At 66.6% G+C, this 12,463-nt stretch carries 9 protein-coding genes and 1 tRNA gene; 6 read left to right on the forward strand and 4 right to left on the reverse strand.

Going from position 1 to position 12,463, the window contains the following annotated elements; translation table 11 throughout:
- The first annotated feature begins 897 nt into the window (after positions 1-897).
- Positions 898-1,004, forward strand: a tRNA-Ala gene (locus QOZ89_RS39290).
- Between the two features lie 853 nt (positions 1,005-1,857).
- Here the strand turns inward: QOZ89_RS39290 and QOZ89_RS39295 are convergent.
- The 3 genes from QOZ89_RS39295 to QOZ89_RS39305 all read right to left on the reverse strand — a co-directional run bounded on the left by QOZ89_RS39295 (position 1,858) and on the right by QOZ89_RS39305 (position 6,088).
- Positions 1,858-3,375 (reverse strand): IS1634 family transposase, encoded by a 1,518-nt coding sequence (locus tag QOZ89_RS39295; protein WP_491723694.1) that lies wholly within the window; start codon positions 3,373-3,375, stop codon positions 1,858-1,860.
- A gap of 323 nt (positions 3,376-3,698) precedes the next feature.
- A complete protein-coding gene (locus tag QOZ89_RS39300; RefSeq protein ID WP_312629158.1) occupies positions 3,699-5,753 on the reverse strand; it encodes a WD40 repeat domain-containing protein in 2,055 nt (684 codons plus the stop codon).
- On the reverse strand, positions 5,750-6,088 hold the full coding sequence (locus tag QOZ89_RS39305; RefSeq protein ID WP_312629159.1) for an effector-associated constant component EACC1: 339 nt from the start codon (positions 6,086-6,088) through the stop codon (positions 5,750-5,752). The genes QOZ89_RS39300 and QOZ89_RS39305 overlap by 4 nt, the downstream gene beginning before the upstream one ends.
- 276 nt (positions 6,089-6,364) lie before the next feature.
- Here QOZ89_RS39305 and QOZ89_RS39310 point away from each other — a divergent pair, with 276 nt between their 5' ends.
- The 4 genes from QOZ89_RS39310 (at position 6,365) to QOZ89_RS39325 (ending at position 9,641) form a co-directional block, all read left to right on the forward strand.
- Positions 6,365-6,550, forward strand: a complete 186-nt coding sequence (locus tag QOZ89_RS39310; RefSeq protein ID WP_312629161.1) for a hypothetical protein — start codon at positions 6,365-6,367, stop codon at positions 6,548-6,550.
- A gap of 128 nt (positions 6,551-6,678) precedes the next feature.
- The gene (locus QOZ89_RS39315; RefSeq protein WP_312629163.1) at positions 6,679-8,631 is read left to right on the forward strand and encodes a sensor histidine kinase; all 1,953 of its coding nucleotides are present in this window, start codon (positions 6,679-6,681) and stop codon (positions 8,629-8,631) included.
- Complete coding sequence (locus tag QOZ89_RS39320) at positions 8,619-9,266, forward strand: response regulator transcription factor (protein ID WP_312629164.1); 648 nt, start codon at positions 8,619-8,621, stop codon at positions 9,264-9,266. The genes QOZ89_RS39315 and QOZ89_RS39320 overlap by 13 nt, the downstream gene beginning before the upstream one ends.
- A gap of 99 nt (positions 9,267-9,365) precedes the next feature.
- The gene (locus QOZ89_RS39325) at positions 9,366-9,641 is read left to right on the forward strand and encodes a hypothetical protein (RefSeq protein ID WP_312629165.1); all 276 of its coding nucleotides are present in this window, start codon (positions 9,366-9,368) and stop codon (positions 9,639-9,641) included.
- 324 nt (positions 9,642-9,965) lie between these two features.
- Here the strand turns inward: QOZ89_RS39325 and QOZ89_RS39330 are convergent, their stop codons facing one another.
- Positions 9,966-10,718 carry a phage integrase central domain-containing protein gene (locus tag QOZ89_RS39330; RefSeq protein WP_312629166.1) on the reverse strand — a complete coding sequence of 251 codons (753 nt, stop codon included), beginning with the start codon at positions 10,716-10,718 and terminating at the stop codon, positions 9,966-9,968.
- A 1,171-nt stretch (positions 10,719-11,889) separates the two neighbouring features.
- Here QOZ89_RS39330 and QOZ89_RS39335 point away from each other — a divergent pair.
- Positions 11,890-12,432 (forward strand): DUF421 domain-containing protein, encoded by a 543-nt coding sequence (locus tag QOZ89_RS39335; RefSeq protein WP_312629167.1) that lies wholly within the window; start codon positions 11,890-11,892, stop codon positions 12,430-12,432.
- The last annotated feature ends 31 nt before the right edge of the window (positions 12,433-12,463 follow it).

The raw sequence follows: 12,463 nt of genomic DNA on the forward strand, positions 1-12,463 counted from the left end.
ACCCATTCCTACATGATCGGTCTCCGCGAGGTTTTCGACCTGACGCTCCTGGCTGCGGCGACCGGGGCGCAGCGATGACCAGTCGCGGCGTCGCTACCCCTCGCCGCGCGCCGCGGGCGAACCGAGGCTGCTACGGCGCGATCAGAGCTGGTGCTCCGATCGGAGCTGGTGTTCGACGCAGGCGTGGGACGAGTTCGACGGGAAGTTGTGACGGGCATTTCGTGACGTGAGCGGATCGCGGATCATGGCTCTGACCAGGCTTTCCGTGTCTTGCGGGACCTTGCGTGATCTGTCGGGAGTTCTGGTGTCTGACGGTCCAGGGACGGTCCAGGAGGCGGGCCGGACCAGCCGTCCTACGGGAGGATCCGACCCGTAGGGCGGTGACGGGGAGTAACTGGCAACAGATCGCATCCGGTCCGTCCCGGCTGCCTGTCGATCTCGGCCTGACGACAGGAGCCTGGCGCCGGTGGCTGGACAACCGGACGAAAGACCCATCGTTCCGCCGGGACGGAGGCAGCTCCGGGCTGGACGCGGCAGGGCGGGTGTCTGGCCAGTGGCGCTGGACAGGCTCGGGCGGGCACACGACCGGCTGGCGATACACGGGATGGTGCAGGGACCGGATGCCGGGCACTGGCCGATCGCGCCGCGGTCGCCGCCTCAGCGGGACTGGTGGCGCAGGTTGCCGACGGCGTCGTCTGGGCCTCGAACCCTGAACTCGCCGGTTAAAAGAGAGCCATCACAAATGTCGTAATGTGCCAGATGGGATCGTGGTGTGTCGCGTTGTTCAATGGCGCCAAGGGTTTTCGGCGTCCGTTCTGCCGTCCGATGGCGGCTCGTACCGGGCGATGTCGGGGGGTTCGCGCCCACACGACGCCCACATCGATCTTGTGGTGAGCGGAGGTTGAGGGCCGCGCGGCCTTGACGGCCGGCTCTTGTCGGCCGGCCGTGACGCCCGTTTCCCTCGCACGGAGGAGGCCAGGGGTTCGAGTCCCCTCACCTCACCACGCTCCGTAGCTAGCCTCTGACCTGGGTAAATAGGTTTGACCTATGGGTCGGGATGGTGTGAAAGGCGCCGTCGTCGCAGATCAGCGCGCATGAGAGGCCGGTTCGTACAATGGCGGCCTGCTGAGCTGACCGGCTTTGGCGGTCGCTCTCGGTGGCTGAGTGCGGACGATCCCGCTCAGCCCGGCTCCGACGACCCTCCGGTCACGCCGTAGGGAAGCGTCCGACCCACCCCCGGCACGTGGCAGGGGGACACCAGCCGGCATCCAGCGCGGGAGCGTTTCGTCGGAGATTCAGACAGCAAAGCGGTGCGGCTGCCGGCGTCACCCGGAGACGGCCCGGCTATAGACCGCCGTGCTCTCACATGGGAGAAGAAAAAATCTTCGCCTATTAGAACGTTGCCTTCTCCCAGGCGCACTGCGACCTGACTTCCCTCAAATTAGTGCGCACGCGCGCGGCCCGATGCAGCGGTCAAGATCGTATTGCTACGGACAGTGAGGCGCGGGTCGGCGTGAGGGCTTGGCGCGAGAGTTGGTTGCCGATCTGTAGGTACAACTGCCGCCCGTTTCGTGCGAGTGGATCTCCTTGTGGGCCCGGCGGCAGTCTCCGGCAACGACTCGGTGCCTCCGATTAGTGCACAATTTTCGTCGCTGGCGCCGGCGAAGCCGCAGGTCACAGCCTTACGATCTTTCGAGAAGGATCAACGTGAGGGAAGTCAGGGCCCGGCTATAGACCGCCGTGCTCTCACATGGGAGAAGAGAAAATCTTCGCCTATTAGAACGTTGCCTTCTCCCAGGCGCACTGCGACTCTCGCCCTGCGTCGGCTCTGGCCGACGAGACCTGACTTGGCTCAAGTTAGTGTGGCCTTCCCGGCGGCTGGTGGATCTTGTCGAGGGCGTGGCGGAGGTCGTCGGGTAGCGGGTCGGCGGCGGTGAGGGTGTGTTCGCCGGCCTGGATCTGGATGGTGCGGTAGCGGCGGGCGGTGCGGACGAACCGGCGGATCGACCAGCCGGTGGCCTGCTCGACGTGACGCGAGACCGCGAGGGCGGCGAAGACGATCGTCAGGTGGGCCTCGATCGAGGCGCGTTTGTGGTGGTAGATGGGCCGGGCGGCAAGATCGCTCTTCGACATCCGGAAACTTTTCTCGATGTTGTAGAGCCGGTGGTAGGAGTCGAGGACGAACTCGGGCGTCGGGTTGGGCAGGTTGGTGATGTAGCCCTTGAGCCCGGCCAGGGCGCGGGCCTTGGCTTCGAGGGGCCGGTTGACGGACTTGTCCGCGCCGGTGAGGGCGACGAACCGGTTGCGCTTGACCGGGATCTTCCCGGCGACGGCCTTCTCGGCCTTGGCGACCTGCTCGTCGATGCCACTCAGGGTGCGCCGGGCCCGGTCGGCCTTGTACTGGTAGTAGATGACCTGGTCGCGGCGCTGGTCGGTCGCGCCGGCGGGCCAGGGCTGGGTGAAGACGTGCCCGTCGGGGATCTCGTCGTCGGGATGGTCGCGCCGCCAGGCGGCGACGACGTAGGGGACCTCGGGGATCTTCATGCCGAGGATGAAGGAGAGGCCTTCGGCCTCGATCGCCTTGCGGTTCGCCTCGGAGATCATGCCGGCGTCGGCGACGACGGTGACGTCGGGCAGCCGGTGGGCGGCCATGAACGCCCGGATCACAGGCAGCATCGTGTGGGTCTCGGCCTTGTTCCCCTCGAACGCGTCGACCATGAGCGGGAAGCCCGACGCGTCGGTGAGCAGCCCGATCGTGATCTGCGGTTCCAGGCGGCGTTCCTTCGAGTACCCCGGCTCGCGGAACCCGTCGCCCTCGTCGGTCTCGAAGTAGAGCGTGGAGACGTCGTAGAGCACCAGCGAGGCCGGTCCCAGCGCCGCGTGCGCCGCGAGCCGGCGGGACAGCGACCGCCGCCAGGCGTCGGTCCCGTAGACCGGCAGCCGCCGTTTGACCGTCGCATAGGAGGCCGGCTCGATCCCGGTCTCCTGAAGGACCCGCAGGCTGTCCTGCTTGGACGTCGGCTCGATGATCCGCGCCAGCACGAGCTGGCGGAACACCTCATCGCCCTCGGCCGCCTGGTCGAACCCCAGCACGTCATAGGCGCGGCTGAGCGCGTCCCACAGCGCGGCAGACCGCGTCGACGTGATCGGCAGCGGCCCGCCCGCGGGTGGCGCCGTGTCGTCCAGGCCCAGGTCAAGCTCGCCCTGGCCGCGGGCCAGCCGCTGCCGGGCCACCGCCCGCAACGCCTCCAGCGCCGCGTCGTCGTGCGCGGAGCCGATGTGCTCCAGCTCCAACGAGCCCCCACGCGACGAGTACACGATCTGCACCGCCCGCGCCCCGGACTTCGTCTTCACCGTCCGCACATACGGAGACACCCGGCCAGCCTAGAGCCGGCATGTTAGTGCGGACTTTTCACCGCCCTGCGCGACAACACCCCAGGTCACAGACCCACGATCTTGTCGGATCGATCAACGTGAGCCAAGTCAGGTTAGAACGTTGCCTTCTCCCAGGCGCACTGCGACTCTCGCCCTGCGTCGGCTCTGGCCGACGAGACGAGGTGAGTGATGCGGCGCTACAGCCCTCCTGACCGGGAGGCGGCGTTACCCGACGAGCTCGCGGGGGCCTTCGCGCCTGACTCGCGCAGCGTCGAGCCGGTCTTCACCCGGCCGGCCGGCCCCGCTGGAGCGGCAGGTGCAGGCTATTTTTCGATCTTGATCCCATGGGTGAACCCGTCGCCGGTAACGGTGATGATTGTTTTTCCGTCAGGGCTGAACGCCATCGCGCGGATGTGTGCGGCGGTGGGCCGGAGGGTGGTGATGCGCTGGCCGGTTGCTGTGTCCCAGAGGTGGGTCGAGAATGCGTTGGGCATGGTGCCCGCGGCGGCGAGTATCTGGCTGTCTGGGCTGAACGCCACGACGCCGGCACTGTTCGTGTGGCCGGCGAGGGGGTGGCCTCTCAGCTGGCCGGAGGCTAGGTCCCAGAGTCGCACGCTCTGTGCTTCTTCTGCTCCATTGCCGTGTAGGGACGGCATCGACAGCGCATAGTCGCGGTTTCTACCACCGCTGGCCAGGGTCTGGCCGTTGGGGCTGAACGCCAAAGCGCCGACAGGGCTGGTGTGGCCGGCGAGGGTCGTGGTGAGCCTGAGGGTGGTGGTGTCTCGCAGTTGGATCGTCCCGTCCCATCGGCCGGTAGCCAGGGTGACGCCGTCCGGAGCGTACGCCACTGTGGTGACGTTGCCTGTATCGGTGATGATTGCTGTATCACGGTTCAGGGAGGCGATGCTTCGGCGGGCTCCCACGTCCCACATCTGGATCTCGTCGTTCAAACCACGTCCCAAGGTCATGCGTGGTTGAAGTTCGACCTGTGTAATCTTATCGCCGTTCGGAGTTACGAGCGCACCTTGGCTCACCGTGGCCAGCGTTCTACCGTCTGGGCTGAAAGCCATCGCGTGAATCGGCCACTCAGGTTTGAGAGCCGTGATGCGACGTCCGGTGAATGTATCCCACAATTGGATTCCGCCAGTACCACAGGTGGCGAGTGTCCGACCGTCAGGGCTGAATACAAGCAGACTGACGCGGGTGCCGGTCCAGACTCCGATGCCTAGGCGAAGATCCTTGATGGTTACCACCAGTTCGCCGCTGGCCACGTCCCACAGATGAATTCGGAGGGGTTTCGAGCTGTAGCCGGCCAGGGTCGCACCGTCAGGGCTGAGGGCCACCGGACCGATCTGGGCTCCGTAGCCGGCGAGCGCGATGCGGACCGATTGCGGCGAGGTCGCAGCGGTGAATGCAGTGGCGAATCCAGCGACGACTGAGGCGGGGTAGGTCGGCTTGTCGTCGGTCGCCGCGACGTTCAAGTACGAGTGCGGCTGTCCGGCCGGTACAGCAGGAAGGCCGGGTCCAGCCGCACCTGGTGTGACCGGCTGAACTGCGGCTGTTTCCGTAGGTGTCTGCTGGACGTCTTGGCTGGCGCCTACCAGCGGCGCATCAGCGAGACTGATGCGGTCGGCGTTGAAAGCGCGGTTACGGAAAGCGAGTCGATCAATGGTGTTGCGCACTCTGATCTGCGGCAGAGGTCGTTGTTTTGCTCGAAGGGAAGCCCGGATCTCTTGATAGAGAGTATCTAGATCAACATAAGGGCCTTCGCCCTGAACGCCCTGTTTCAGAAGAGCGAGTAGCTCAGCAGTGAATGCGGTGTGCGGCTCACCTGGAATCGAAATCGCCGTCTTGGTCTCGGCCGCGGCGGCGATCAGGTAGGTTCCCTCGATGATCGCTCCGTCGGCCATCACCGTTGCCGGGTCGCTGCCGGACATGCGACCCAGGGCACGTCCGCTGTAACAGCAGTCAAGGATGACGATCAGACGGTCGGCTCTCGCCTTCAGCAGTTCTTCGCGGACCAACTCGTACGACACTGCGGTATAGGAGGCGTTCGGTTTCGAGGTGGTCAAGGCCAGATGAAGTTCAGCCGCCAGCCCGGCGAGCAACCCATGTCCGGCGTAGTAGACCAGCAACGTGTCGGTGGCCTCACTGGCCGCTTGGATGATCGGCTCGATCAACTCCTGAGGGGTGGCTGGATCCGGTACGACGACGCAGTGCCGTGCGGATAGCCCCCATACCCCCGAGGAGCGCAGGACCTCGGAGAGGCCGTCGAGGTTGGCGGCCACGGCAGGGAGATCTTCGAGAGCGGGGATGGTGTAGTGACTGGTCCCGATGAGTACGGCGCGAGAAGCGCCTGGGTCGGGAAAGACGCTCACTCTTCCAGCCTCCGCAGGAGCCGGGCGATGACCTCGGGATCGGCGTCGTTCAGCGTGACGGTGACGCCGTCAGGCCGTTCGATCCTCACCGGAGACGGCTTCGAACGGGTGGCACGCCAAGCCAGGTAGGCCAGACCGAAGTTCAGGATCTGGAAGTTGGTGTCGATCACCAGGCTCACGATGTCCAGAGCGCCACCCATCTCGCCGCCACGGGCCTCTGCGGCCTCCAGCGAGATCACCGCATGGCGGCGTACGTCCGGGTCGTCCCGAAGCCACCGGGCGAACGAGTGAACAGCTTCCTCACTGTCTGCGCGAACCCGGATCACGCTGGACACGAGCGACCTCCTTCCGTCGGCGGCGATTCGCCGCAGCATCGCGTACAGACAGGATTTTGGCGGATCGGGACTGGCTCGTAAACGATCGTCCCCGAGTCGAGGGCAGCCGCACCGACCGCTGCCCACCTTCCTGACCGGCGATCCTGATCTTCAGGGTGCGGTGGCCCGTGTTGCGCGTCCTCGGCATCAGCGCCAGTCTCGGCCTCATCGCAGGGACCCGCCGAGAAATTACGTCGGTTGTTGATCTAGTTTGAAGATCGTGGGATCGTCCGCCCCGTGGATCAGATCAACGAGACGGTGCTGGTAGAGAAGTTCTCGGTCTTGCTGCCGCATCTGGATGAGCGTCAGCGCCGGCCGCTCGCGATCGCGTACAAGAAGCCCAAGGGCGGCACCCTCACCGACGAACAGAGGGCACACGTCCTCGTCGTCATCCTCCACGCCGAGCACCGAAGGAACACCTGACACCCAATACACCATCACGGCATTGATGTCACCCACCGTGACGGAACGTTACCGGGAAGGGCTTCAGTGCGCAAAACAGCTCCGCTGGCCGGTAGGCCGACGAACCGTGCAGGTGTCATCATCCGGGTATGACGCCGCTGGGGGAGCGCTCGGCAGTCGCCGTGGGTGGGTTGGTTGTCGTCGCCGCGGCGGTCACAACAGTCCTGCTCGGTGATCTGGGCAATGGCGCCACGGCCGGCGTCGTGGGGCTGGCCCTTGTGGCGCTGGGCGCGGCAGTGCTGGTTCAGGTGCCGGGCAACCGCGTCGGCCGTGCCTACGTCGCGCTTGCGGTCGTGCTGGTACTCGCTGAGCTGGCTACGGGGTCGGCGAGGCCGCGAGTGGAAGCCGATCACGGGAGTTGGCTGCGGTGGCTGCTGCCGTGGTCGACGTTGGACTGGCTTGCCGCGTTCGGCGTCCTCACCTATGTCTGTTTCGTCTTTCCGGACGGCGCGCAGTCCGGCGGACGGTGGCGGGTTTTTCGTGTTGTCACCCTCATCGCATTTCCGCTGTACGCAGCGGTCCGAGTGATCTCGTCGAGAACGCTGGACAGCCCGCTTGCGGCGGTCCCCAATCCGTGGGCCGTCGCGTTGGTCGTTGAGCCACTGACAATCGTGCTTCTCGTCGTCTGCGGCGTCGGGATGCTGATCGCCGTGGGATCGCTGGTAGTACGGACGCGGCGCGCGACCGGTCTTGAGCGATTGCAGTTGCGCTGGCTGGCTGCGGGCCTCGCGCTCGCGCCGGCGCTGTTCGTCATCTGTGTGGCTGTCGCTGTGTTCAACTGGCCGGAGTGGATCATCAGTGTCGGCTTCGTCGTCCTCATTGCGGCGGTGCCGTTGTCGACGGTCGTGGCGATCAGACGTCATGGATTGTGGCGGATCGATCGACTGATCAGCACGACGGTGGCGTGGTCGTTGTCGACCGGGTTGGTCCTCGGGACGTACGCGCTCGTGGTCGTGGCCATCGGTGGCACGACCGGACGTGGATCGCCGTGGCGGGTCGCTGCGGCGACGCTCGCCGCCGCGGCTGTCGCTCGACCCACCTTGCGCTTTCTACAGCGTCACGTGGACCGGCTCTTCGATCGCCCTCGCGCGAGCGCGCTGAAGGTCGTCGAGGAGTTCACGGCGGCACTCGAGCGTGAGCTCGTACCACCTGAGCAGGTGGGCGCGGTGATGGCGCGCGCCCTCGGCGAGCCCGGCCTGCGGGTGCTGTACCGCCTGGACCAGCACTGGGTCGACGTGCTGGGGGGCAGCCTCGAAACACCCGTCGACGAGCCCACCACCGCTGTGGCCAGAGATGGCAGCCCGCTGGCATTGTTGCTCCATGAACGTGAGCCGCAGCGTCCCGACGTGGTCAACGCCGTGGTGCGTCGCTGCCGGCTCGCCCTGGAAGCGGTGGCCTTGCGCAGCGATCTGCGAGCCCGGGTCGTCGAGGTCGAGGCGTCACGGCGGCGAATCGTGTCGGCCGCCGACTCCGAACGGCGGCGGATAGAGCGTGACCTGCACGACGGGGCTCAGCAGCGACTCGTGGCACTCGGCATCGGCTTACGGCTCAAGCAGGAGACCATGACCGATGTGGAGGACGCTCGCCGCGCGTTCGATCAAGCGATCGACGGTATCGGTCGGTCGCTGCAGGAACTGCGGGACCTGTCACAGGGCTTGCACGCACGCGAGGTCGCCGAGCAGGGACTGACCAGCGCGCTGACAGCACTGGCGCGTCGCTCGCCGGTGCCCGTCGCCATCAGCGGTTTTTCGCCCCGCCTGCCCGCCGACGTCGAATCGACCGCATGGTTCGTCGCCTGCGAGGCGATCACGAACGCCAGCAAGCACGCCCAGGCGAGACAGATATGCCTTGATCTGGCCCATGACGGTTCGACGCTGCGCATGGTCGTGCGAGACGACGGTCGTGGTGGAGCGGCGGTCGCCGACGGGACGGGCCTGCTCGGGCTGCTCGACCGGATCGCGGCTACCAGCGGCACCATGACGGTGGAGTCCCCCGTCGGGGTCGGTACCACGATCACCGTGGAGCTGCCGTGCGCATCGTGATCGCGGAGGACGAGGTGCTGCTCCGCGAGGGGCTCGCCGCGCTCCTGACCACACGCGGCGCCGAGGTCGTAGCCCAGGTGGGGCACGCCGATGCGCTGAAGGCCGCGGTGTCGGCGCTGCGGCCCGACGTCGCGATCGTCGATGTGCGGATGCCGCCGAACTGGAAGGACGAGGGCGCGCGTGCCGCGGTCGAGATCCGAGCCGAGCATCCGTCGGTGGGGGTGCTGCTACTCAGCCAGTCGGTCGAAACGCGGCACGCCCTCGCGCTCGTCCGAACCGGGCGGGGCGGCTTCGGCTACCTGCTCAAGGACCGCGTCCTGGCCGTGGACGACTTTGTCGATTCGGTACGTCGGATCGCGGCCGGAGGCTCAGCGATCGACCCTCAGGTGGTCGCCGCGCTCGTCGGCCCCGGCCCGAGCCGGGCCGACGCGCTCAGCGAACGAGAACGTGACGTCCTGGCTCTCATCGCTGAAGGGCGCAGCAACACGGCCGTCGCGGGAGCCCTGTTCCTCTCGGAGAAGACCGTCGAGACACATGTCCGCTCCATCTTCAGGAAACTGCGGCTGCCCGACCGCCCAGACGATCACCGCCGGGTCCTTGCCGTGCTGGCCTGGCTGGGTCAGGGACAGCCCTGATCGGGTCGCGGGCCAGCCTCGAAGCCCCCACCGCTGCTTCTCCCTAGCGTCGGTGTCGACCGCAAGAGCGGTCGTCGAACCGAAGCCTCGGAGGCCGTCATGAGCAGTTCGCAACGCAGTGTCGACGTCGGCCACCGCCGCGACCGTCGGGCGGACGCCGCCCTCCTCCTCGGCCTGCTGGCCGTGCCCGGCGGAACCGTCGCCTGGGACATTCCTGGGATTGGCGGCTGGCCCTTCATCGCCGGCGCCGTCGTCGGACTTGTCCTCGGAGTAATGGCATGGCGCGAGAATCGTGCCCGCCGCGCCCTGATCGGCGGCATCCTCTGCACCGTGATGATCCTGTTCACACTGGCCTTCATCGTCGGCTCCGGCTGATCATCCACCGAACCCGCACCCGGCTAGCTGGGGCCCGTTTCATAAAGTGTGTGAGCTGGTCGCCCGTGGATCAGCGGGTGTGTTCCGGTCTCCCCGGAATGCTCGGCCAGCGTCCAGCAGTTCACCCGCGGCAGCCCGGCCATCAGGCCAGACAGGAACCGGCGCAGCCGCCGACGCGACTCGACACGGGCGAAACGGCGGTCGAGTCCGACCGCGAAGCCCTCAAACGCGTCACGCCACTGGTCTGGGTCTACGCTGGGGCACACGGCCACCGGCTGATCTTCGAGAGTCGTCACAAACCCGCGAGGATCACCGGTGGCCCCCTCATGTCCGGGCCCGCCGCGCCGCGCCATGCCAGCCCGGCCACCCAACCCCAGCCCACCAGATCCAAACGGTCACAGAAGTCGGGCTGGAGTACCAGACATCCGCCGACGCGACCGGCTCGGCGGCATCCTGCATGAGTACGAACATGCGGCCTGACCTGCCCGGACGTGCTTTCGGCAGGTACACGGCTGAACGGGTCGCCAGCGGCCAGCAGGTGGCTGACCAGCCACTCCACACGACATCCCGCCCGACTAGAGGATGTCTGATGACCCCGTCTGCAGCCGCAGCCTTGAGAATCGTGGCGAGGAAGCCGTACACCCGGTGAAGGGTGCGTGGCGCCAGCAGCGTCGACCGCTCGGCGACCCACATGACCACTGCCCGTCGCTGGATCTGACCGATCTGCCGAGGTCCGAATGCTGGCAGGATATGGTTCTTCAGATCCGATTCGAGCGTTTCGGCGGTGCTCGGGGCGTGCTGGACCTGCGCGGGCAGCCAGTCCGTCTTGACGTAGTCGCGGAACAGTTGTTTGCCCTTGTCCGGATCGACGTAGGTGCCGCGGAGCAGATCGGTCTCGACTGCGGACGCGAACTGGTCGGCGGCAGCCCTGGTGCGAAACGTCGGGTACTTCGTGTTGCCCTGGTCGTCGGTGTACTCGATCTGCCACCGGTCGCCCTTGCCGTAGCGGGCGGACTTCACTCGCTCCCCGTCGAGACTCTTCTTCGCGTTGTACCAGCGGTCCTTAATGCGGGCCATTGGGCTCACTTCCCCGTTGCGAGCACTGCTCGCGTCGCGTGGTGCAGTGCCAGCCGCAGGTTGTCGCCCGGCTGGGCGAACCGCCGGGAGAACTGGCGGTGGCTCTGATCGAGCAACGCGTGGGTGCGGCCATGCCGAGGATTCTGGCGTTATCCGGCGATTTAGGCAAACGCGATATGCATGTCGATTCTTGTATTTCCGCCATAATTGTGGCCCGCGCTTCTGTTTGCCAAGATTCGGGCGATGGTGGCGGATTGCCTGGAGTTCTCGATGCTGGACCCGAAGAGTGCCGTGAAGGGCGTGCTTGTGGCCCTGGTTGGCAGGTACACCAGTTTGGACACGGAACTACGAGCAGATCTCGGTTGATCTTCATGGCTGATGCTGTGGCCGAGGCGGGCACAGGTAGCTCTGCGTGAGGCGGATCAAGATCGAGGCCGTTGGCCGGCAGTGGATTGATCAGGTTCCCAGGTCTGACCTTGCCCGCAGGTCCGTCTCGCACCCAGTCCTTGACCATTGCCACGCTCCTCCCCGCATCGGACAGTCCGACGGGGCGCAATGCACCCTCACCCGCGGCGGAGCGCTACGGGCTCCGGACAACAGTTGGCTTTGACGGCACCCTGCCCGACACTGCGGACGACATCCGCGGCGACACCTCGCCTGGCACGGGGCGCCACACCGCCATTCACAACACCCTGCTGGCCACCGCGGATGGCACTTCGCAGGACACGTGCCCGCGCAACCACGGCACGGCCGTCGCCCCCAGACCCCGCGCTCATGGCGGCGCAGCACAGTCGAGCCGTACCGTGGGACGCTCGCGATTAGAAATGCTCTTCCCGACCCGACAGAACGACCACCAAATCGAAACGGGTCCACCGCCAGTCGCGAATCGGCCGGCTGGATCTGCATACTCAGCCAAGCGGCCAGCCTGATCGACGAGAGCGCAACGCCCCGTCAGATCCACTCGACCTGCCAACACGCCCTCGCCGTCGACATCGCGGGTAGTCGGTTCCGGCCTCGGCCCCGTGGCTACGGCGGTTTGATTTGGCCCCACTGTGGCGGCGCGATCCGGTCACTGCAACACCTTTCGGGGCTGGTGTTGCAACCACCGCTAGAACTCAAGCCGCCCTACCGGGGCCAGACGGAACCGCCATAACCATCGGACCTGTTCACGATGGGTGTGCCCGTCGCCGAGAAGGTGATCAGGACCGTTGCCGTCTATGCGGCGTTGAGCCTGCTGATCCGGGTGTTCGGTAAGCGGGATCTCGCCCAGCTCAACAGTCACGACCTCGTGGTGATGATGCTCGTCTCCAACGTCGTCCAGAACGCGATCATCGGGGCCGACAACAGCCTCTGGGGCGGGGTGCTGGGAGCGGTCACGCTGTTCGCCGTGAACGCGGTCGTCGTCCGCTGGCTGCGCCGCAACGCCACGGTCGAGCGGCTGTTCGAGGGCACGCCGACAGTGCTGGCGCACGACGGCCATTTCGACGAGGCGACGCTGCGCCACGAGGGTATCCGTCGCGGCGACCTGGAACGGGCGATCCGCAACCAGGGTGCCGACGACATCACCGAGGTCGCCACAGCGACGCTGTCTCCCGGTGGCGCGATCGTCGTCGAGCTGAAGGCCGGCGACCAGAACGCCTCCCGCGCGGACCTGGACGCCGTGCGCCGCCACCTGGACGCCCGCCTGGACGCGATCGAGTCGGCCCTGCGGTGACCGACGCCGTCGCGACACCGCGGCGCAGCGG

Origin of the sequence: Pseudofrankia coriaricola (genome assembly GCF_032027725.1) — a bacterium.
Taxonomy (GTDB): Bacteria; Actinomycetota; Actinomycetes; order Frankiales; family Frankiaceae; genus Pseudofrankia.